The 23637-nt window shown below is 35.6% G+C and carries 18 protein-coding genes and 2 pseudogenes; 7 read left to right on the plus strand and 13 right to left on the minus strand.

Annotation, left to right across the window (positions count from 1 at the left end):
* Positions 1-130: 130 nt before the first annotated feature.
* The 6 genes and pseudogenes from F6K18_RS28630 to apcB all read right to left on the minus strand — a co-directional run bounded on the left by F6K18_RS28630 (position 131) and on the right by apcB (position 5638).
* Complete coding sequence (locus F6K18_RS28630) at positions 131-817, minus strand: hypothetical protein (RefSeq protein WP_287525875.1); 687 nt, start codon at positions 815-817, stop codon at positions 131-133.
* Between the two features lie 45 nt (positions 818-862).
* Positions 863-1009 (minus strand): hypothetical protein, encoded by a 147-nt coding sequence (locus F6K18_RS28635; RefSeq protein ID WP_287525877.1) that lies wholly within the window; start codon positions 1007-1009, stop codon positions 863-865.
* A 972-nt stretch (positions 1010-1981) separates the two neighbouring features.
* Positions 1982-2878: a TauD/TfdA family dioxygenase gene (locus tag F6K18_RS28640; RefSeq protein ID WP_287525880.1), complete on the minus strand. Its 897-nt coding sequence runs from the start codon at positions 2876-2878 to the stop codon at positions 1982-1984.
* A gap of 177 nt (positions 2879-3055) precedes the next feature.
* Positions 3056-3907, minus strand: coding sequence for a TlyA family RNA methyltransferase (locus F6K18_RS28645; RefSeq protein ID WP_287525881.1), 852 nt, complete (start codon positions 3905-3907; stop codon positions 3056-3058).
* A gap of 363 nt (positions 3908-4270) precedes the next feature.
* A pseudogene (locus F6K18_RS36940) lies at positions 4271-4411 on the minus strand (helix-turn-helix domain-containing protein); the annotation flags it as partial.
* Between the two features lie 717 nt (positions 4412-5128).
* On the minus strand, positions 5129-5638 hold the full coding sequence (gene apcB, locus F6K18_RS28650) for an allophycocyanin subunit beta (RefSeq protein WP_287525883.1): 510 nt from the start codon (positions 5636-5638) through the stop codon (positions 5129-5131).
* Positions 5639-6129: 491 nt separating this feature from the next.
* Here apcB and glnA point away from each other — a divergent pair, with 491 nt between their 5' ends.
* Both glnA and F6K18_RS28660 read left to right on the plus strand, forming a co-directional pair.
* On the plus strand, positions 6130-7551 hold the full coding sequence (gene glnA, locus F6K18_RS28655; RefSeq protein WP_287525885.1) for a type I glutamate--ammonia ligase: 1422 nt from the start codon (positions 6130-6132) through the stop codon (positions 7549-7551).
* Positions 7552-8829: 1278 nt separating this feature from the next.
* Positions 8830-9927: a class I SAM-dependent methyltransferase gene (locus F6K18_RS28660; RefSeq protein ID WP_287525888.1), complete on the plus strand. Its 1098-nt coding sequence runs from the start codon at positions 8830-8832 to the stop codon at positions 9925-9927.
* 1057 nt (positions 9928-10984) lie between these two features.
* Here the strand turns inward: F6K18_RS28660 and F6K18_RS28665 are convergent.
* Positions 10985-11815 (minus strand): class I SAM-dependent methyltransferase, encoded by an 831-nt coding sequence (locus F6K18_RS28665; protein WP_124143677.1) that lies wholly within the window; start codon positions 11813-11815, stop codon positions 10985-10987.
* Positions 11816-11918: 103 nt separating this feature from the next.
* Here F6K18_RS28665 and F6K18_RS28670 point away from each other — a divergent pair, with 103 nt between their 5' ends.
* Positions 11919-12410 (plus strand): YbjN domain-containing protein, encoded by a 492-nt coding sequence (locus F6K18_RS28670; RefSeq protein WP_124143676.1) that lies wholly within the window; start codon positions 11919-11921, stop codon positions 12408-12410.
* Positions 12411-12874: 464 nt separating this feature from the next.
* Here F6K18_RS28670 and F6K18_RS28675 read toward each other — a convergent pair whose 3' ends face one another.
* Complete coding sequence (locus tag F6K18_RS28675) at positions 12875-13810, minus strand: hypothetical protein (RefSeq protein ID WP_287525893.1); 936 nt, start codon at positions 13808-13810, stop codon at positions 12875-12877.
* A 579-nt stretch (positions 13811-14389) separates the two neighbouring features.
* On the opposite strand from F6K18_RS28675, the gene F6K18_RS28680 reads away from it, so the two are divergent.
* From F6K18_RS28680 to F6K18_RS28690, 3 genes and pseudogenes are all read left to right on the plus strand, one after another.
* Entirely contained in the window at positions 14390-14656 is a 267-nt protein-coding gene (locus tag F6K18_RS28680) for a hypothetical protein (RefSeq protein WP_287525895.1), read from the plus strand.
* A 69-nt stretch (positions 14657-14725) separates the two neighbouring features.
* Entirely contained in the window at positions 14726-15475 is a 750-nt protein-coding gene (locus tag F6K18_RS28685; RefSeq protein ID WP_287525897.1) for an FkbM family methyltransferase, read from the plus strand.
* 383 nt (positions 15476-15858) lie between these two features.
* Positions 15859-16316, plus strand: a pseudogene (locus F6K18_RS28690) (IS1 family transposase); the annotation flags it as partial.
* On the opposite strand, the gene F6K18_RS28695 reads toward F6K18_RS28690, so the two are convergent.
* Positions 16298-16435 (minus strand): hypothetical protein, encoded by a 138-nt coding sequence (locus F6K18_RS28695; protein ID WP_192901054.1) that lies wholly within the window; start codon positions 16433-16435, stop codon positions 16298-16300. The pseudogene F6K18_RS28690 and the gene F6K18_RS28695 sit on opposite strands and share 19 nt — an antisense overlap.
* 85 nt (positions 16436-16520) lie before the next feature.
* Positions 16521-16871, minus strand: a complete 351-nt coding sequence (gene clpS, locus F6K18_RS28700) for an ATP-dependent Clp protease adapter ClpS (RefSeq protein WP_287525919.1) — start codon at positions 16869-16871, stop codon at positions 16521-16523.
* A 122-nt stretch (positions 16872-16993) separates the two neighbouring features.
* On the opposite strand from clpS, the gene F6K18_RS28705 reads away from it, so the two are divergent.
* Entirely contained in the window at positions 16994-17311 is a 318-nt protein-coding gene (locus tag F6K18_RS28705) for a hypothetical protein (RefSeq protein ID WP_287525899.1), read from the plus strand.
* A 77-nt stretch (positions 17312-17388) separates the two neighbouring features.
* On the opposite strand, the gene glpK is transcribed toward F6K18_RS28705, so the two are convergent.
* From glpK to F6K18_RS28720, 3 genes are all read right to left on the minus strand, one after another.
* Positions 17389-18903, minus strand: coding sequence for a glycerol kinase GlpK (gene glpK, locus F6K18_RS28710; protein ID WP_287525901.1), 1515 nt, complete (start codon positions 18901-18903; stop codon positions 17389-17391).
* Between the two features lie 284 nt (positions 18904-19187).
* Positions 19188-20642 carry a transposase gene (locus tag F6K18_RS28715; RefSeq protein ID WP_287525903.1) on the minus strand — a complete coding sequence of 485 codons (1455 nt, stop codon included), beginning with the start codon at positions 20640-20642 and terminating at the stop codon, positions 19188-19190.
* A gap of 158 nt (positions 20643-20800) precedes the next feature.
* On the minus strand, positions 20801-22465 hold the full coding sequence (locus F6K18_RS28720) for a glycosyltransferase family 39 protein (protein ID WP_287525905.1): 1665 nt from the start codon (positions 22463-22465) through the stop codon (positions 20801-20803).
* Positions 22466-23637: the final 1172 nt, after the last annotated feature.

Below are 23637 nucleotides of genomic sequence, written 5' to 3' on the forward strand. Positions count from 1 at the left end.
TCCCCATCTCCCCATCTCCCCATCTCCCCATCTCCCCATCTCCCCATCTCCCCATCTCCCTCACTCAAGAAAACATAGAAAAGTTTTTGAGATTTGCTATAACTCCCAGAGCAAAATTTAATCTACAAGATTAACATTTTACGATCCTTAAACCTTCTCTGAAGTGAGCAACAGTCGTGACTACTGCTACTACAAAATAAAAAATTCTAATCGCCCAAAAACACAAACTAATTGCCCAAGAAATAACCCCTGGTGGAACTCCTATCAGACTCACAAATTTTGAATTAACATTCTTTTCCAATCTATCTAAATTATTCATCTGTACTTTTTTATCAGGGAGAATAGGAAACTGAGCAGTATATAAATAGAAGCCATAAATACCATCATTACCTACCCTTTGATTTAAAAATGAATTAGTTAGTAATTCCGCTCCATCAAGAGATAAATTTTCGTTATTTGCTACCTGTTCTACCCAAATATCATATCTCACCATTTGAGTCGTGAGAAAAATTATTGGCACTAAAATTATTAATAGAATTGCACTCACATAACGACCTAAATACTTAGGTAAAAAAATACTTGCTAAACCAAAACCCATTCCCACAACAGCAAAAGCAACAATATTAAAAAGTTCAACTATTTCTATTCCTCTTAAAAAATCGCCAAAGAGAATTAAACTATATAAAAATCGATCCGCTAATTTGACAGATATAATTTTGGCAGAAATTATTGTGCTAAAAATAAATGAAGTACAAAATATATAAATAGATAATTTAATCAGGAAAAGAAAAAATATACTAATTTTTCGGATGAACATGGCAATTTAATAGTTACAGCAAAAAAAATTATCTATATCCTCAGATTATTGTGGAAGAATACTTTCAGGAGTAAGTAACTGTGGAAGTTCAATATTTGAAGATTTAAGGTTAGGCGATCGCCACCGATAACCTATATATTTGAAAATTTCTATGAAAATGCTCTTGTTTTCCTGTGAATTTTCCCAAACCATTCTGCTCCCCTCCCTCTAATTTTATGTATACCAGATATTTAGCTTACCGCCTACCAAAACCCTAAAATATTATACCAAATATCAAAAATTTTTCTATATTTTCTTGAGGGGTTTTAGGAAAATTGTATGTAACGTCCGTAGGTCGAAGAGAGTAGTAAAAATATGAATAATATATAGTAAGTGTTTGATAATCGTATTTAATTTTACTTAACTGTACTAATTACTTAATCATTGAAGTGTTGCATATGTAGAGGATTATTCTTGGGAATTGGTATTACTTTTAAATATAAGAATAAACTCATATTAACCAACCACTATTTAGCAGTTTATTGAGAAAATTAATAGTAAAAATAACTTATATTATTTATATAATAATCTAAAAATATTACAGCATTTTTTAGGATGGTGAAGTACAGTTTAATAGTAAGCATTTCCTACGGAATGCTGCGCAAACAGCTATTAGCTGTCAGCTCTCAGCAAAAGAAGGGAAAGAAGGGGGTTTTAATTAATATAGACTGTTTCAGCCAGCTAGAGAGCGTAAGCATAAATTATGACTCAATTAGTAAAGCTTTTATCTAAAATTAAAAGCAATAGCTGATGGCTGATAGCTGACGGCTGAATGCTGACGTTTAATACTAATTTCTATTCCCTATTCACTAAACTCCAAAACTGCTTTTATTAATTGATAATTGATCATGGATAATTGATAATTACCTCTGGTTAAAACCCTTACGGAATTGAATATAAGGAAATATTATTTCTTTTCTTAGTCGATTGAATATGGCGAGGTCTCCTCGCCATCTCTCGACCTCTTTTTCCCCCTTAAAAGGGTCGGCTTCAAGGCGCGAATTATTTAATTATTAATTATTAATTATTCGGTAATACTTTAACTCTTTAAGATAAAAATAGAGCAAATATATGAGGATAAATTAATGAGTTATCAAAATGAAAGATATGTAATTTTTTGTCAATTTAGCAGTTATAATCATCACGGTTATTCACTACTCCAATACGCAAAGCAATGCGTTTATATTTAGTAGAATCGTAAGCTTTTCCAGTGTGCATAACTTGGGAGTTATCCCAAAATACAATATCTCCAGCTTGCCAAACATGATGATAAATAGGCGTAGAATTAAGAGCTTTCTCAAATAACTCTATCCAATATCGCTTTGCCAAATCAGGTTTATCCTCAAGTCCCTGTAGAATAGAACTGTCTGAACCCAAATATAAACCTTTACGTCCAGTTATTGGGTGAGTTGATACTAAAGGATGCAGTTTCCTGGGGACCTCCTCCCCTGGTTGTGGAGGTATAGGAGAAAGATGATACATCCAAAGCTGTTCTAATTGCTGCTGATATTCAGACTCAAAGTTATTATAGGCTTGTATCATATCTAGAAAATCAGTAGTATGGGGCTGTCCATCAATGCCTTCTGAGGGGATAGTCACACCATATAGCATGACCACATAAGGAGCATTCATCTCTAACCCAGCAGTTGTTGGGAGAAGGTCTTTGTCGTGATGCCATTGCCAGGCAATCTTACCTCGTACACTATCAGATAATCCTTTAGGATTCCCCAAAGTAGAAGACCCTGGACTTTGTAAGTATGCAGGAATTTCAGGGTCTAGGGATTGTGGGCGACGATGGCCAAGGGTTGAATCTCTAAAGGTCTGTCTGGCAAATGCTGTTAACTGAGATGCCGTCAGATTTTGGTTGCGGATGAAAATAACACCATTTTCCCAGAGATTTTGCTTTAATTCTTCTGCCTGTTTTGGACTTAAATTCACAAGATTACAGCCTGGAAAAATTTCTTTACCAAGCCGATAATTTTGATATTTTTCAATACTTATATTTTGCCTAATAGCATTCATAATTCATACAAATCACTTTTTTTCTTTCACTGTAGCACTTATTTGAATTAAATACTATCTCTAGGATATTTAACTCTAGATATGAATTTTGTCTGAACCAGACTAAACAATAATTAACTGTTTATTTTTAATATTAGATAGTTAAGAAGTGTGGTGATTTTCAAAGTCAAATTTTAATTATGAACTATGATGAAATTCTTCTTGAGCTAATTTTGTTATCTGAGCGATCGCTCTCAAATCTAATGAAAGTTTACTTTCTATATTTAACCATAATAAATATTCTATATTACCAGCCGGACCTTGTATAGGAGACCAGGTCAAACCAGAATATCCCCATCCTAAATTCTGAGCACTACTCCATACTTGAAAAATTGCTTCAGCTTGGTCAGTAGAAGAACGTACCACACCTTTTTTACCTACTCGTTTTTTCCCTACTTCAAACTGAGGTTTTACCAACAATATTGTTTCACGAGGTAGAATAAGTAATTGCCATAAAGCAGGTAAAACTTTAGTCAAAGAAATAAAAGAAACATCAACTACCGCTAAATTAGGATATATTTCTGAATTTTCCTGTGCTGGAGAATTTAATATTAGCTCCTCGCCATATAATTCTATAGGAGTTAAATAACGTAGGTTAGTTCTCTCCTTCAAAACAACTCTTTGGTCATTACGCAAACCCCAGTCAACTTGCCCATATCCCACATCAATACCGTAAACTAATTTAGCCCCTGCTTGTAACAAACAGTCAGTAAACCCACCTGTTGAAATGCCTCCATCAAGACATATTCTGCCAGAAATAGGAATAGAAAAATATTCTAATGCTTTGGCAAGTTTATAACCTCCCCTAGAAACATACAAAGATTTTTGCTTAACTTTGATATTTGCCTCAGACTCTACTTCAGTTCCTGGTTTATCAATTATTTGCTGATTTACCATTACTTCTCCTGCTCTAATCAAAACTTGAGCTTTTTGTCGAGAAGTACATAAATTTTGTTCTACTAATAAAATATCTAATCTTTGTTTAACCACAAATATTTACTTATCGTAGGGAATAGGAAACAGAAATTTAATTTAATTAGAACTTACCCATTAAAACATAGTTTTCGTCCTAGTTGAGGTAACTTGATTCTACTGCAACCTAAACAATTTCTAAGGATGACAGGAAAAACAAAGCTTCTCATCCTTTTCTTAAATCTAGGGAAGCCTTTACTTAAACTTTTCATCTCAGAAAATGCTCTGTCTAATTGTTTTCAAGTTTGTTGTAAAACTTGAGCATTAACTTACTTGAACTTAGGATTAGTTTTCTTAGCTATTGTTAGGTTTTTTGCTTGACAATTGTAATTATGACCAGTGGTATCGGCAGGGATAATATATTCAGAAATAATTGTACAACTATTGATTAGTGACTTTACTTGTTTCATGTAGGCGATCGCCGAAACTTAACCAGTCTTTACCCTCCTTTAAAGGGTAGTTGTACACTGTTTTACAAACATCAATAATTTGATTTATTTCTGCCTCTTGATGTTGAGTTGGCTTGAGCTTGTACTAGTAAGTTAAAGTCATCACTATTACTGTTGAATTCTTTGGGTGCATCTCATATTTGCAAAAATACTTTTTTCCTGTATATTCCCTATTCTCTATTCCCTGTTGCCTGTTGCCTGTTGCCTGTTGCCTAAAAGCGATAAATTTTTGGCTTTATTCAAAATTGAGATGCACCCAATTATTTCAGGGTTTGATACGATTAAAACACCAAAAAATGCCCCTGCGTATTGCTCAATTATTTTACTGGTTGAAATTTATTTCACCCTTAAATAAGAGCGATTATAACGGAAGTCCTCTTTCAAGATTTCTGACTGACAGATAGGGCACAGACATAGACTGATAATAATCTTTAGACAGGGAAATGTTTTTCCTGCTGTTTCTTGTTCTCTGCTATATATAATTTTAAAATTAATAAAATTCCCACCTCAACACTACTATATTAACCTGGAAAAAATCATCAAAAATATAAAATCCGCCGAGCAAAACTAATCAAAACTAACTTAACCAAAAATTTTACCAAAACTAATTTTTTTTATAGACTAGCTACTACAGGTTAAGCAAATATTTTAACCATTAACTATTCAGAAAAATTAATTTTATAGCTATAGAAAAATTATTGACATCCACAGAGAGAGGCGGGTTTTATTCATCTTTTTGTTCAACCCCCCTCTACGGCCATGAACTTAGTCAAGCCAAGAAATACTGTTACTAAATATCCTTTTCAGCTAATTCACTAATTAAATGGTCGAAGGGTGCTTCTAAAAAAGCACCAGTTTCAATACCCGCCGCTGCCGCCTCAGATTTAACAAGTTCTTTAAGAATACCAATTCCAACCAAAGTAGGTCCAATAGGTACTTCTAGAGAATTATAGGTTTCTCGAAGACCTTGTAAGACCCTTTCATCTAAAACATCCGTGTTACCTGCGACCAAAGCATAAGTAGCATAACGTAAATAATAATCCATATCCCGTAGACAAGCAGCATAACGGCGAGTCGTATAAGCATTACCACCAGGACGAATTAATTCCGGCTGTTGTGCGAACAACGTAATCCCAGCTTGCTTAACCAAACTAGCAGCCATAGAATTGATTAATGTAGCAGCTTGTACTCGCGCAGTACCAGTTTCAAAATAAGATTTTAATTGATCGACAGCATCCCGATCCAAATAACGACCTTTAGCATCGTAATTATCTATTAAGCTAGTTATAGTGTCCCGCATATAATTATTCTCCCAACAATTTCTTAAACTTTCTATCTTACCCTACTATAAATTGACACCTAGCAGAATTATTTGAGTAAGGCCAGGAAATATTGTAATATTAGATACAAAAACTCAACGATTTTCATTCTTATGATTGGCTGGATGTATTCTTATTAGCTGATACGAACTTATTGTTGCCCACATTGCGGTGTTTTCATAGACCGCGACTTGTTTGCGTTTGCGCAGCATCTTGTAGGGAAGCATGAACTAGGAAATGCAGCGATAAATATAAAAAATAGGGCGGTAGGGCATTCCGTCCTTAAAGCTCGTGGAGCCCGACGGGATACCGGGGCTGCGAAACGAGAAGCCGACACTATAGCGCCAGCTTAGTGTGGGAGTATGTCACAGCTATTCTTCTTGTTAAGAAAGCCAAAATTTTAAACGGATGTATTCTTATTAGGGCTATTCTTCTTGATAAGAAAGCCCAAATTTAAAACTTAGGAGCTAATATGGCACAAACAGCCCAAGATGTATTGAACTGGATTAATAATGATGATATTCAAGTTATTGATTTGAAATTCATTGACCTACCTGGTATTTGGCAACATTTAACTGTTCACAGAAGTCAAATTGATGAAAGTTCCTTTACAGATGGAGTTGCCTTCGACGGTTCCAGTATTCGTGGTTGGAAAAATATTAACGAGTCAGACATGATGATGGTACTAGATCCAACTACTGCTTGGATTGACCCTTTTATGGCTGAACCAACATTAAGTATAACTTGTAGTATCAAAGAGCCTCGAACTGGAGAATGGTATAGCCGTTGCCCCAGAGTAATATCTCAGAAAGCAGTTGACTATTTAAGATCTACAGGTATTGGGGATACTGCCTTCTTTGGTCCTGAAGCAGAATTCTTTGTATTTGAAGATGCTCGGTTTGACCAAACAGAAAATAAAGCCTATTACTATGTAGATAGTATAGAAGGTCGCTGGAATTCTGGTAGTGAAGAACCAGGTGGTAACAAAGCTTATAAACCTCGCTACAAAGAAGGTTACTTCCCTGTATCTCCCACAGATACAATGCAAGACTTGCGGACAGAAATGCTGTTAACAATGGCCAAGTGTGGAGTTCCCATTGAAAAGCATCACCACGAAGTTGCTACAGGTGGTCAGAATGAATTAGGCTTTAAGTTTGGCACATTGGTAGAAGCTGCAGACAACTTGATGATTTATAAGTATGTCATCAAGAATGTGGGCAAAAAGCATGGTAAAACAATTACTTTCATGCCTAAGCCTATATTTAACGATAATGGTTCGGGGATGCACTGTCACCAGTCAATCTGGAAAGATGGACAACCTCTATTCTGGGGTGATGGTTATGCCAATTTGAGTAAGACAGCACTTAATTACATTGGTGGTATCCTCAAGCACGCTCCGGCAATCTTGGCGTTCTCTAATCCTTCTACTAATTCTTATAAGCGATTAGTTCCTGGATTTGAAGCTCCAGTAAACTTAGCTTATTCTCAAGGTAACCGCTCTGCTTCTGTTCGGATTCCTTTAAGTGGTACAAATCCCAAGGCCAAGCGACTAGAGTTCCGTTGTCCTGATGCTAGTTGTAATCCTTATCTGGCTTTTGCTGCGATGCTTTGTGCTGGTATTGATGGGATTAAGAATGAAATTGACCCTGGTGCATCTTTGGATGTGGATATTTATGACCTCAGTCCTGAAGAGTTAAGCAAGATTCCTTCTACTCCTGGGTCTTTAGAAGGTGCTTTGGAAGCTTTGGAAAAAGACCATGAGTTTTTGACTACTGGTGGGGTATTTACAGAGGATTTAATTCAAACTTGGATTGAGTACAAGTTGGATAATGAGGTTAACCCTCTGCGTTTACGGCCTCATCCTTATGAATTTTCTCTCTACTACGATTGCTAAATCAATAAATTAAGTAGGGTTTACTGAATAAGTCTTTTGGTAGAAATCAGGAGTCAGTCCTCAGGAGTCAGTCCTCAGGAGGAATGGGGAATTTAGAAGAGGTAGTCAGATATTTTATCCCTTGATTTTTCTACAATTATTCTGCCTTTTATCCTAACTTTTTAGTTACTCAAGCTTAAAAAGTTGTATTTTTTTTTGCTGTAAAAAAGCTAAAATCTTTACCTGTTAATGCTTTTAGATTTGATTGGTAAGCCCTAAGTATAACTAAGAAGTTAGTAGGAAAGAAGTTTTTTTCAAAGCTTGAGGAATGAGTATTTTATTACTTAAATAATTTAGACAGAGTAATGTTGTATCTATTTAAGCTTTGCTACTTCATAAAACAATAGCGACTTAGTTCTTATAGCCTCCTTTACTGGGGGCTATTTTTGTTTGAAGCAACAATATATATATGGGGTAGGAGACAGGAGACAGGAGACAGGAGACAGGAGACAGGAGACAGGAGGAACGGGCAATGAGTGAGGAGGTAGCAGTAACAATTGTCAGAATGATTTTTCTGCCCAACTATAAGCCTAAAATGCTAATTTTTTGAGCGTTTTAGACGTGATACCAGGCACTTTTTTCGACCCCAAAAAGGCACTTGTCTTTATATGTCAATGCTTTTAGATTTAATCAGCAAGCCCTATACTATATAGGTATAGCACTACGCATTAAGGTGTTTGACATTCCTCTTTTGCCTGTTGCCTTTTCCTACCAGAATGCTGCGCAAATAACTCATAAAACGCCAAAAGACTATAGCGTTTTTATCTGGGATGTGGAAACCAAGTACTATTAAAAAGCCAATAGAGAATAGAGAATAGTCAAGGAGAAAAAACAGCACTAAATAGTAGCAAAGACCAGGAGATCAGGTACTCTATCGGCGCGCTTTTTTTATAAGAAAAAACCTCAATCTAGATTTACATCTCAAATCAAAACACTATCCTAAATTATTTGTGATAATTTTATTGCTTCGGTGTTTCTCCCATACCTGTTTCCAGCTCCAGCATTCCCTATTCCCTAAAATCTACAATATCTCACAACTCAAATAAGATTGCTATATAGTCTTTTATTCAAAGTTATAGCAACTGCCATTACTACTCTTTACTTATGGAATATCTAAAACAACAGAATATCAACTTTCTTCCTTCTTCCTTCCTCCTTCTTCTTTCTGCTATATGATAATTGCGTTACAATCCTGAAATAAAACTACAAAACTCGCAAAATCTATTTAGACTTATCATCGTGTCAAATACTATTACAAAATTAACTCATCAAACATTTCAACAAGGTAAAATTTACTTTGCTTTAGCTCACAAACAAATTTCTACTAAACTGAGAAATTTTGTTTATCCAACTCTTGAGTTTAAAACTCAACCTTTGTCTCCTGCAATTATCCAAAAAATGCAGAAACGCATTGATGACATTATGGAAAGAGATGTGGCAGATGGAGAAAATGGTATTTATCCAGTTAATATTATATTTGATAATCCGTGGTCTGATTTTTTCAGTTATTATCCTCATCTTTGGCTGGATATGCCTACAATTTGGAATAGAATTAAACAAAAGAAATATCAAGAATTTTCTCAACAAATAGATACTCAAAATTATCCTAGTTATTATTTACAAAATTTTCATTATCAAACAGATGGCTACTTAAGCGATACATCAGCTAATCTCTACGATTTACAGGTAGAACTTTTATTTAATGGTACTGCTGATGCCATGCGAAGACGAATTTTAGCTCCGTTAAAAATAGGATTAGAAAAGTTATTTTCTGGGCAAAAATTAGAGGCGGTCGCTCCCCAAAAGTTACGAGTTTTAGATATTGCTTGTGGTACTGGTAGAACTTTAAAATTTATTCGCGCTACTTTACCAAAGGCTACTCTTTATGGTGTTGATTTATCGTCGGCTTATTTAAAAAAAGCTCATCAATTATTATCTGAAGATTTGGGAGAGTTGCCTCAACTTTTACAAGGAAATGCAGAAGATTTACCTTTGAGAGATAATTTTTTTCAGGCAACAACTTGTGTTTTTATGTTCCATGAATTACCTCCGATAGTACGTCAAAAAGTAATAGAAGAAGCTTTTCGAGTGACTCAACCTGGGGGTGTTTTTGTGATTTGTGATTCGATTCAAGTTTCTGATGAACCTGATTTTGCGCCAATGTTAAAAAATTTTCCAGCAATGTTCCATGAACCTTATTATCAAAGTTACATTACAGATAGTTTAGAGGAACGTTTGGAGAAAGTAGGTTTTATTAATATCGCGACTGAAGTTCATTTCGTTAGTAAGTATTGGGTGGGTTATAAACCTGTTGAAGAAGTAGTCAGTAATCGGTAGAACTGAGAATGCGCTATGGGTTTAATATACCCTATCACTCGCGGATTTTATGGGGTTGGTAGGGTACCCCATAAGGGAAAAGATCATCAATTTTTACAATCAATTTTGTTGCATAATTAAGGTTTAAAGCCTCTCTTTATAAAGGAGAAAGAAGAATTTTTTTTCTTTTTAGTCAATCCTCTTCTTTTTCAGGATAGGTAATTATTAATTATTAATTGTTGAAAATAAATTAAGGATAAAGTCAAGATTACTTGATCGCAAGGCTTTTGAATTCTCGGTTGAGATTTTGAGTTTTTAGTCTATTCTCCGGAATATTTATTTTTTTAAGCACCTTATCTATGTGTGTGATAGGAAAAATATCTACTTCCCCTCTCTGTTGCGAATGTCGCAATAGTCATTTCATTTCCTTAAGCATCTGTGTGGTGGAGAAAATATCTACTTACCCTCTCTATTACGGATGTCGCAACAGTCATTTCATTTTGTGAAGCACTAAAATTTGAGGTGTGTGGAGGAAAAATATCTACTTCCCCTCTCTGTTGCGAATGTCGCAATAGCTAATTCATTTTCTCAAGCACCAAAATTTGAGGTGTATGGAGGAAAAAATATTTACTTCTCCTCTCTGTTGCGAATGTCGCAATAGCTAATTCATTTTCTCAAGCACCAAAATTTGAGGTGTATGGAGGAAAAAGTATCAAATTATTAGACCATCTCAATTAGGCGATCGCTATCTATCTATCTATCTATGTTTGTCCTTTATATCCTAAGCGCCTTGGCAACTGTTATAACTACTTCCCCTCTTTGTTGCGAATGTCGCAATAGCTAATTCATTTTCTCAAGCACCAAAATTTGAGGTTGTGATGGGAAAAATATTTACTTCTCCTCTCTGTTGCGAATGTCGCAATAGTCAATTCATTTTCTTAAGCACATATATGTGGAGTGCAAAGAATGAGTTGGTTAAGACTTATGCTGATAATAAACCTGTAGACCGGGAAATATTTTTCCCACTGTTGCCTGTTGCCTGTTGCCTCCTATAAGACCTCAATTGAAAATGGGAAAATTATTCTATACTCGCTGACAAAATTAAATAACGTAGTAGTCCCAACCGTGTCACCCATTCAAAAATATTATTTGTTTTCTGATTAGCTGGAGAATCTGAAAAAACAGGAAACTCCTTTAGGATTTTATAAGTAGGTAAAGTATTAAAAGTAATATCTTCTATTAGAAAACTGTTCAAACCTATTTTTATTGCTAAATCTTGATAGTTAGCAATAGTAAAAAAATTAACATTGCCATAAGTTTCAGCACCCAAATCTTTGATAAATAATCTAACTACAGGTTCAAAAAAATTGATTGTTGCAGTAGGAACAAAATCAGACAAAGCAATTTTACCACCAGGTTTTAAAACCCTTTTTGCTTCTTGGAAAAAAGCAGAGCGACTAGGAAAATGAAAAATGCACTCTACCGCCAAAACCACATCAAAAAAATTATCAGGAAAAGGCATTTTAGTAGCATCTCCCTGCACAAATTCAATAGAATTATCACCACAAGCTTGAACTTGTTTTCTAGCTACATTTAATTGCCGTTCATCTATATTTAATCCCGTGATTTTTACCTCCGAATAATTATTATTAATACTGGCAGCTGTACCGCCAAAACCGCAACCCACATCTAAAATAGAAATACCATCCTTAATATCAGCAGCTTGATAAACCTTTTGTGATAGCTTTTCCGTCGCGATCGCAAAATCTTCAGCAGTATTTTTTGCCCAATTAGGATTTTCCCAATAACCCCAGTGAACGTGGTTTCCAAAGATAGTTTTAGTTGCTTCATCTTCTAAATTGGCCAAGATTTTGTCAAAATAAGGAAAATTAATTTCTGCTTTGGACATAGCTATAGATTACTAATTGTGGATAGCATTATAGCTTTGTTTGTAATTAGGATAGGTTCAGGACTTAAACTGGTAATAGATAATTTTTCTATAGGTATAAATTATGACTACTAACAACCCTGACAGTACTTCTGTGGATAATCCTTCTACCGAAGAAGATAATATAGAAATAACTGAAAATGATACCAGTCTCAGCTACATAGAAGAGATTGAAACAATTATTGCCAATATGGCAGAAGATCAAAAAGTGATGGTGGCCAATAATGAAGCAGGCCATTTATGGAAATTTCAATATGGTAGTGTGGAAGTATATGTCAGACTGACTGGAGAAACAGATGATGATACTTTTGATGTCTGGTCTTATGTTCTGAAGTTACCAGCAAAAAATGAACCCGAGTTAATGCGTAGATTATTGGAAATGAATTGGTTATCGACCATGGAATCTCATTTTGCTATTGTGGATAATCAAATTGTAATTCTGGCAACTCGTACTGTAGCAGAATTATCTCCAGGAGAAATTTCTCGGGCAATTACTATTGTTGCGACTCTCGCTGATGATAATGATGATGTTTTGGCTGCGGAATTTGGGCAATAAATGATATTAAATCCGCCTAATTGCACATAGATACAATAAGGTAATAATCAGGGTTTTAAGCTATTGATTGTGAGGGTATTTAACCTGATTTGATATGAAGGGGAAAATTAGGGGGTATCTTAAGGTATGGCAGTCGAAGGAAAGGTTAGGACAGATCAAAAGCTTAAAACTCAAACAAAGCCAGATTTTTCGGTTCTTCGATCTTTCTTTCCTAGATAACAAAACCCTTCTTATATAGAATCCAAGTCGTATAGCGTGGAAAGAAGCAATCTCAGGAGTTGCGCGAGATTGCTTCCTATTGTCGTAATGACCACTTTTCAACCGGGTTTTATATTACCGTTGGTTGGTATAGCTTGTGTCAACCTAAGCGTGAATATCTAGAAGAAATTTAAGTTTTTTTTCAGACTTTTAAGCCTTTCTCCCTTTTCCCTCTTGAAAAACAAAGAAAGGGGGTAATTAAAACCTTATTTATTACTTATTGTCGATTGAATTATAGGTTGGAGTTGTTCAACTAATTCTTTTGAACGTATAACTTTTGCTTCTGGTTTAAGATGGTAGTGAGTATCAGCAAACAAGTTAACGTCAGTCCATAAATTTAACTTTTCGTCAGTAATTAGAGGAGCAATTTTACCTAACTCTTCAGCAGTTTTCTCCACATTTTTCACAGTTCTTTCATCTGTACTGGCATAAATAATAGGTAATGATATGACTAAACTTGCTTCTTTAGCTTCTAACTCTTCTCTAAATTGCTTAATTCGTGCAATTGAATGAGGAGTAACGGGTTTGTTAACTGTCAATTTCCACCATTTACTTTTGCGTTCCCATGTTTTAGTCGGGTCTCCCCAGTCTGTAATAGGATCGGCATAATAACCTGGAACTTCTACTTGCTTAACTATATCTATAGTAGATTTTGTCAATTGTCTAAGACTAGGTACGCCCAAACCAAAAGTATCTTGAGCAAACTGCTTAGGTGGTACCCCTCCTAACCCTGGTTTTCCAATAGCTACTCCAAAGTAAGTAGAGCGATCGCCTAATCCATCTTCATCTAATAGCATTAAGTATTCAGGAATTATCAGCACAACATCTCCTGGACGAACTTGCTCCAAAATAGTAGGAAAAATTACATTCAGACCCAAATTTCCATCCAAGCCAAAATTAAATACAGGAATACCAAGTTCTTCTCCCATTAACTGAGAATTGACAGTATAGTGTACTCCCGAACCACCAACAATTATCAGTCTTTTTGACCCTTCCACCTCCGCTGCTAATGCCACCTTATTGTAGTACATTCCTCGTAACCGACCAATTAAACCACCATAATAAACATTGTAAAAGAAACCAAGAGACCAAGCGAAGCCAGCCATAACTAACCAAGGGATAATTTTTATTAGGTTCTTCATAAAAATAAAAAATCAATCAATTTATCAAGTATATTCTAAAGCCATTTCCCTAATTATTTATCCAGTATAGCTAAATATATTACTTCTGTGGTAAGCATTTCCTGCGGAATGCTGCGCAAACAGCCGTCAGCTATTAGCTAGCCTCCTGCGGAGGAACTACGTTAACAGCCATTAATTTTGTGGAAGGTCAAAGCAATTGAAAAATTGAGAAAGAATAAAAAGTTACTGCTAAAGTCCCCTTCTCAAAACTGATAAGTAATTATTCATTACTAATTGCTGTTTGTGTAGCATCTCGCAGGGCAGCGCTGACTGCTAATAGCTGAATGCTTACCCTCTGTGCCATCCCTAATATTTCATAAAGTTAAGAATTTTCACCAATTATAAAATCTTTGAGAAAATTATCAGTAGTTTTAGATAAATGAAGAGAATTATTATGCTATGATGGCTATAATTATACTGTTTTTTTTCTTCATCTAGGTGTTATATCAATGGCTAGGTACGGAGAGAAAGTAGTAACAACAATGTGATCTTTCCTTCAAATAAATTATTCAGTTTGTTTACTTAAGAGGAATACGAATAATGTTAAAAGAACCATTGTTAAAGACTAAGAATTTTTTGAGAAATGTGAGGAATTACCAGAAGATACCTAATTGGTATTGGGTAGATAAAATTCCTAAGTTAAATATGAGTTTTAATGATGTAGAAGTTGAGCGTGGTTCAGATAAATTATTTCTCAAACCACTGGATATATATGTTGAAAAGGAAAAACATGATTTTCTACTCCTTGAAGAAGGAGACAGGAGACAGGAGACAGGAGACAGGAGGAAAATTACATGGGGATTCTAACCCCAAGTAATTTTGAACACCGTGTAGACGGTGGGGTATTAAACCCACAAAGAAAATGATAAAAAAGCATTGAATCAAGCAAAATTTCTCAAGAAAAAGTTAAATGCCAAGTTTACTATAGAGAAAAATGATGAATTGATTGTAGAAATAGAAGGCATAAAAGTAAATGTTCAAACAGCAGGAGAACTTTCTATTCTTTGGGAAATTTTTTGGTTAGGAATTTATACTTTTATTTATGACCGCCCCGTAGTTATGCTAGATATTGGCATGAATGTAGGGTTAGCTAGTCTATATTTTGCTAGTCAGGAAAATGTGAAGTCAATCTGGAGTTACGAACTATTCAACGTTACCTATAAACAAGCACTACATAATTTTGATTTAAACCCAGATATTTCTCTCAAAATTAAGCCATTTAGTTATGGAATTGCTGATGCAGAAAAAAAAGTAACAGTCGAATTTGATTATGAATTAAGAGCAAGTATTGGAGTTTCAGAAGACCGAACAAATAATAAGCAAAATAAATCTCTCCCGACAGAAGAGTTGACTTTAAAACCTATTAGCGAAGAGTTAAATTCAATAATTTCTCAACACCCAGATATGGATATTGTTGCCAAGATTGACTGTGAAGGATCTGAGTATGAAATCTTTGATTCTTTGGCGGCAAAAGGGCAATTAAATCAGATAAAAATAATTATGATGGAATGGCATAGTAAAGGGCCAGAGCAATTAGCTGAATATTTGCGTCAAGAAGGCTTTGCAATTTTTTCTCGTCTACCTCGTAGTAGTAATATGGGAGCAATATACGCTGTTAGAGCTTAATTTAGTCTTGTAGAAAAACTATCTGTTATCTTGGGTAGGATAGGCTCACTTTTAACCATCCTACCCAGTTGATAAAAATGTAAAAGGTACTCAAGACAAGGACAAATGATTCATCATGCTCATGTACCCGCAGATCGAAACCTCACAAATCAATGGAGATGAATTTTGGTATGAATGTCCAAAAAAACAGGCATCACTGCCAGTCGAATGAACTGAGGGCAGGTGATTGTTGGATTGGGATGACTCAAGCATCCTCAAGTGAATTGATTCTCGGCGTTGGTAAATTACAGGATGAAATTTGTAGGGGCAATCCCCCAATGATTAACCGGGGTAGGTTACAGAGCGCTACCCCGAAATATAAATCATCCCATCAATTACCAACGCCTGATTCTCACAGGGAGAGTTGGTAAACATACTGACCAATAAGCTTGAAGAACTGATAGTTAACACAGAAGGTAAAACTAACTGTAAACAACGGCATACGGATGATTGGGGAGGATATGAACGATCCAGTACCCCCTGAAATTAAGCATATGATCGGAAAAGACCAGATACAGCAATTGGAGCGAAGGAATAGAATTGTCAGACAACAGAATGGCCGATGACATTGCCGACAGAATAAATTTGCTAAGGTTTGGGAGCAGACATTAATAATAGTGAGATTAGCGTTAGCGGAGCAAGTGCGGTAGCTACATCCCCTATTTCAATTGGATTTGGCTTCATACTCGCATTTGAGAATACAGCAGCACAAAGGGCTGGTTTAGCGTTGGCGGAGGGTTGCGTCAGCATTATCGCTCCCTGGAACTGGGGTGACTTAATTACCTATCCCACACTTTGCTGATGCACAACCGAATTATCTTGTTTGTTACCGATTAAGTTAGATACGGTAAATCGTCGATGACCACCTTCGGTACGGATTGACTTGATCCGTCCTTCAGTTTCCCATAATAAGTTAGACATAAACTTAGCATACTACAATAAATATCTAGTTATATCTAACTTTGTTTAATTATTTTAATACTGTTGATTACCCTACTGAAATTATTTATGCTTTTTCCAAGGGTGCCATTGTTAACCCGGCCCGACTCAACTGCTGATGATACAATTCTGCCTGTTCTAGAGGGCCAACCCAAACTATGGCTTGACCTTCATTGTGAACCTGGTGAGTTAGCTCCCAAGCAAGATCACTTGTCATACCTGGAATATATTTTTGCAAACATTCAGCGACGTGCTTAAATGTATTGACATCATCATTTAAAACAATAACCTTGTAGTTGGGATATGGTTTGTTAACAACTTGACTAGACTGTCTAGGAGCAACAGTTGTAGAGGAGCTACCCCCTACTCCCACTATTATATTGTCTGCAATTGCGATGATGGAAATTCCAAGATCCATGCTACTATTTTCCTGTATATCCATACAATTATATTGGGATGATTTATACATAATTGTAACTGCTTGAGGAATTATCATAACTATATTAAAGACCTATTTAGATTTTATCTTTTCTTCACCCTATGTTGGTTAATTTAGATATGGCGAGAAATTTTGCTATTTTTACTGCTTGTGTCTTTGTCATACGGGGGGTAATTCAGTTAGGGGAGATGGGGAGATGGGGAGATGGGGAGTGGAAAAAAACTGTGAGTAGGAAAGAAACCGAAATACATCCTCTCTCTTGGTCGATTGGATCTGGCGAGGAGACCCGAAGAGTGACAGAGGAGCTGCCTCTTACAGAGGAGCTTTCCTATGGTCATGCTGCGCAAACGCTAACGCTAACGCCATCCCACCCTACGGGAAGCTCCGAAGATCGACCGCTTTCTTCTAATTGGAGCTGAGGTAATAACAGCTAACATCATTAGGTAATTTGCCTCAAGTTCAATCAATACCATTACCGTTGCAGGACTGCCAAAAATTATTCAATCCAATTTTTGGCTCTACTAACAGCTTTTTGCCAAACCATAAAACTTTTTTGCACTTTTGCAGCATTTTCACCGGGTTCAAACATTTGCCCAACTCTACTATTATTCACCAATTTTTGATAGTCATCCCATAGACCTACTGTCAAACCAGCAGCAAAAGCAGCTCCTTGAGCAGTAGCATCAATAAACGCAGGTCGTTCAACAGGAATACCCAACAAATCTGCCTGAAATTGCATTAAAAAATTATTTTGCGAACCTCCACCATCAACTTTTAGATTCGTCATTAGAGTTCCGCTATCTTTATTCAGAACCTCTACAACCTCTTTAACTTGAAAAGCAATTGATTCTAAAACAGCTCTCACTATATGTTCCCGCTTCACACCTCCAGTAATTCCGAGAAAAGCACCGCGAGCATTCATATCCCAATGAGGTGCACCAAGACCACTTAAAGCAGGTACAAAATAAACACCATTAGTATCTTCCACTTGCATTGCCAGATGTTCAGTTTCTGCTGCGGAGTCTATGAGTTTCAACCCATCTCGTAACCACTGAATACAAGCTCCTGTGGTAAACATTGCCCCTTCTAGAGCGTAAACTGTTTTCAAATTACCATTGATTTGTTGAGTCCATCCAATAGTTGATAATAGTTGATTTTGAGATTTAGTCAGACTATCTCCAGTATTAGCAATCAAAAAACTACCTGTACCGTAAGTGCATTTTAACATTCCGGGGCGATCGCAACCATGAGCAAATAAGGCGGCCTGTTGGTCTCCTAAAATTGTAGCTATGGGAATTGATACTCCTAATAAGTCTGCTTTTGTTTTGCCGAATATGCTGAAACTTGGTTTGATTTCCGGCATTATTTCTCTAGGTATTTGAAACAAATCTAATAATTCTCTATCCCAATTTAGGGATTCAATATTCATTAACATTGTGCGACTGGCGTTACTATGGTCGGTGGCGTGAATTTGTCCACCAGTTAGTTTCCACAAAATCCAAGTATCGATAGTACCTGCCAACACATTACTGAGGTTAATATTGGGTTGTTCTCGCTTTACCCACTCCAGCATCCAGGATAGTTTTGTCGCTGAGAAGTAAGCATCTAAAACTAATCCGGTACAGTTTTGAATTTTTTCTGCTTCTCCTTTTGCTGCTAACTCTCGAATCATGGGTGCGGTGCGACGGTCTTGCCAAACTATTGCTTTGTGGAGGGGTTTACCTGTGGTTTTATCCCAGAGGAGACAGGTTTCTCGTTGTACTGTTAAACCAATAGCTTCTACATTTGAGGGGGAAGTATTAGTATTTCGGAACACTTTCTCCATCATGGCATAAGTGTCTTCCCATATTTCTTCTGGGTCGTGTTCTAACCAACCGGGTTGAGGGTAATATTGGGTAAGTTCTTTGTAAGCTTGACCGATACTAGCGCCTTGAGAATTGAATAATATTGCTCGGTTGCCTGTTGTACCGAGGTCGAGAGCTAAGATGTATTTTTCGGTTTCTGTAGTCATAAAAAATGATTTGGCGTTGGTGAATTAGTGTATAATATTAATCTTAATTATTTAGGAGTCAACCCACCCCTAACCCCTCCCAGGAGGGAGAGTAGGGGCAAATCGCGATTCGCCCGTACAGGAGAAAAGAAAGAAGAAGAAAGAGTAGTAGAAGGAGAGAGTTTTTTGTTCGCGCTCTTATCCGGACAGGATCTCATACCTCTTTTTACCAACACCAATAATTTTTTTTACCGCAATAGTCAGTTCGGGATTTCTTTTGTTTACCACGATTACTGCTATTTTGACTAGAGATTTTGACATACTCCCGACGTTGCGCTTACAAAGGCATCGCGGGATTCTTCAGTCTGGTTCGCCCTGACCGCAGTTTTTACAGAAGTGATGTCCTCCTCCTGTGTTGATAGCAATCCTATTTTTTGTATTAGGAGTGCTGAGTTATAATCACGGTCTAATTCTTGACCACAATTACGACAAGAATGCCAGCGCTCAGATAAGCTTTTAGAAACTTTTCTCAAGCACTCCCAACAATATTGAGACGTACCTTTTGGGTCTACTTTGATAACTCGTTTACCCAGTTTCCAAGCCACATACTCTAAAATTTGGATGAATTGACCAAAAGCTGCATCTTGTAAAGACTTATTCAGTCCTGACTTTGCAGATTGGCCGTTTGGTAAGAACTGACCATTATCTCCTAATTTGGCTTTACAACGTCGGACTAAATTTGATATCTGCAAATCTTCTAAGAAAATCACACTAATATCTGAAAACAGATGGTAAGCCAGTTTGAATTGCCAGTCCAGTCGTTGTCTAGCTATTAATTGATGAAGTTTTGCTACTTTACGTTTGAGAATTTTCCAAGATTTTGAATGTTTCTGTTTCTTAGCCAATCTCACCTGTAGTTTAGACAAGCGATGCTCACAGAGCCTGAAAAATTTAGGAACTTCTATAAATTCTCCATCAGATGTAACAGCATAGTGCAACAATCCTAGGTCGATACCTTTGGAGTTTTCTAAGGTGGGTTGAATTTCTACGACCTCCACAGGTACAGTCTTATCTTCTATACTTAAGCTGATATAGTATCCATCAACTTCACGGATTACTGTTCCTGTCTTAACCTTGAATCCTTCTGGTATTGGGCGATTGTATACAAAAGGGACTAAACCTATCTTTGGCAGATTTAGACAAAAACGACCGTTAGCATTTTTGGCAATGTTTGCATTTGATAGTTGAGGATAACTAAAAGAATTATAGTAATGCCTGCCTTTTAATTTAGGTCTACCACTGGTTTTACCGTTTTTGTCAGGCTTGGTAAAGTTATCCATTGTTGTTTGTACACGTTGGATAACATCTTGCAGCACTTGAGAGTGCATAGACTTGTATCCAGGAAATAGTTTTTTAGTTTGTGCTAAATCTGCTAGTTGAACAGTCTCCCAAACAACATATCCATTGACTATATTGGGATGCTTATCGCCTTTCCTTGTTACTGGATTGCCGTTACTATCTTTCTTTCTGCCGTCTCGTGTTTGTATCCTGAACTCTGGGATATTTTGATAAATTCTTTCTACTGGTACTACTGAAACATTCAAAGGACAAGAATTTACTGGTGTGCGCGTCGCTTCAAACCAATTCAACCGTTCAGCTAAACGGTAATTGTATTGCTTCCTAGCCATTTCTAACCAATTAGCAATAATAACCGCTTGACTTTTATGAGGTTTTAGCTTGTACTTGTATTTCAATAGCATAGAGAATCGACCTTATTTCTATACATTTGTTATTATAATGACTGTATATATAATTGTCAACTTTGCAGAAATACTTTTGTTCCTATATATTCCCTATTCCCTATTCCCTATCCCCTATTCCCTGTTCCCTGTTCCCTAAAAGCAATAATTTTTTGGCTTTATTCAAAATTGAGATCCACCCTTCGATATAATCTAACATTTTGAATTGTAGTTTCTAGAAAGTATTTTTTTTCTAAATATTGATTGAGATGATTTCTATATTCTGGACTAATATTATCTTTTTTTGCTAGTAAAATATAACTGGGATTTTTTGCCATGATTTTATCTAATTCTTGCAGAGCATCTGTAGGCAAAATCTGAGACATGGCTGTTAAATGACTAGGAAAAGCATATTTTGTCGGAATTTTTGTGGGAACTAGGTAATAAATTATTGGTTCATAATTGACGACATATATATAATCTGTTGATTTAATTCTCTGCTGTAGATATTTAGCAATTAAAGCTTCTCTGTCATCCCATGTATCTATTTTTTTTATATATCGATAATGGATAAATTCTAGATTTTTACTTAATTTGTTATAACCTGCTTGAGTAAAAGGATATATTAATATTAGAAATAGAAGTATATTTGGCAAGGCAGAAGGGAAGTCAATATAAAATTTTCGGGAATTTATCGTAACAGTTTTTTTCGTTTTTTTTGCTTCTTCATATACATTCCGAATTCGATATTTGTGCTGAGGTAAATGACCAGATTTAATAATTACATAGCTACTAATTAGACATAAAGGAGGTAATAATTGTAAAAAGTAATGATTATAAAATCTCTTTGATAATAAAACTGCTAAAAAAGCACAACTCAACCACACGAATAAATAGATAAATTTCCGTTCTTGCTTGAATTTATGTCTGGCAAAGACAAATAGATAAATAGGAGTCCAAAATAAACATAGCCACAATAAAATATTTCCTAATACCTGTTTTCTGAGTCTATTGAAAAGGTCTGACCAGGAAAAATTAGTCATTGCTACATATTTACTATTCGCAGTGAGAGTTGCATAAATATATTCATCAAAATAACCTGAAAATTGATAAATAACTGCGATGATAACGGCAGGTAAAATTAAGCCTGTACCTAAAATAATATAAAACTTAAATAGGGAAAAGGAAAGATTTTTGAATATATCTATAGTCTGAAAGTTATTTTGAAGGTTTCTTTTTTCCTTCCTACTTTCTGCTTCTTCCTCCTTCTTAAATAAACTTCCCAATAAAGTTAATCCCAAAACATCCATAACTACCAAATATTTGATTTGCATTCCTATCCCTAAAATTAGACCGCTCAAAAATACTTTAATATTTGACGGTTTCCTATTCTGAAATAATAATAAAAATGCTCCAGTCACTAAAGGAGCAAACAAAATTTCTGCATTCGCAGCAGCACCATCATTATGTAGGGAAAAAATAGCGTATAAAGCACCTGCTAATAATCCAATTTTCTCTCCTTGTTTTTTGTCAATTACTGCACCAATGCTATATAAAAAATAACTGGTAAAAGTTGTGGCGATAATAGATAAGATTCTGATGGATACTATCGATTTTCCTAAGATTAGCATTGTTAGGGAAAATAAGATAAAAATACCTGGAGGTTTGTTATCCCAAATTTCTATATAAGGGAGGTTGCCGTTTAATAGACTATCTGCTCCTAATATATAGATGCTTTCGTCTTTGTCTAATACAGATACAAATAAAGTCCAAAATCTGAGGAAGAATGATAATAGTAGAAATGCTAGAAAAATTATTAGTTTTTGATTGATGTTTTTGGTCATGTGCAGAAGGAAGAAGGAAGAAGGAAGAAGGGAGAAGAAAAATATTGCGTTGTCTGAGTTTTAAGCTTTTGATCTTTTTTAACCTTTCCTTCAACTGGTATAATATAGCTCAATCGAGCTACTCCCTAGCTAAGTCAAAGATTATCACAATTTTTTTCTAAATCTCTTGCTTGAGTTTTGGCGGAGTCTAGCAGTAGCTACATCACTTCTATAGTATTTATATATCTCAGTAGCGAAATACTATTTTTTTTGTTGAATAAATAATCATAAGCAGGGCAGACTAGCTGCAAATAGTTACATACTATCAAGATGATTTTCCATCTAGTTTGGATTTCCAACTCTACCCCATCATTACAGGATTGATTCAGGTCGTTAGTAGCAATATATTCTGTTCTTTTTGTGAAAATAGTAACCCAGAATAATTTGACTGTCTTGAGTGCGTATTACATTCTGAGCAGACCTCGCTAATTAGCAATCGCTTTTTTTTTATCTCTAGGAAAACCTTTAATTTTCATGATTTTTCCTGATACTAATTCTCACTCATTCCATCCTAATTATTCCAGTTTTTGATATTTTTTTATACATCCGGTATCGTCTACCTGCGCGATTCCTTTTTAATCGTGGCTAACTTCTTCCAGATGGTCAGGAAGATTTATCAGAGTATAATTTTTCTGGCTACTTAATTAAATACTGAAATTATTTTAAATAATTAAAATTCATCTTAAATATGTTGACAAATAATTGTTTTTATACTCAAAAAGTATACCAAATAATATCAAGTAACTTGAGTTAAGCTTTGAAATTTTTGATATAGCAATCCTAAATAGGTTGCGGGTAATCAAAAAGTAGATAAAAAAACCGAAACTCTTACCTGTTCCCTGTTCCCTGTTCCCTGTTCCCTGTTCCCTAAAAGCGGTAAGATTTTCATACACAAATAAAATAGGATTGCTATATTTTGTTTTTCAAGCGATCGCCAAATAGATCAACCTTTATGGGTAAACACTATATTATAGTGTCTTTGCGTAAGTCCTGAGTATGTTTACCAACTCTCCCTGTGAGAATCAATCCACTTGAGAATGCTTGATTCATCTCAATCCAACAATCACCTGCCCTCAGTTCATTAGACTGGCAGTGATGCCTGTTTTTTTGGACATTCATACCAAAATTCATCT

This window comes from Okeania sp. SIO2C2, from assembly GCF_010692625.1.
Classification (GTDB): domain Bacteria; phylum Cyanobacteriota; class Cyanobacteriia; order Cyanobacteriales; family Microcoleaceae; genus Okeania; species Okeania hirsuta.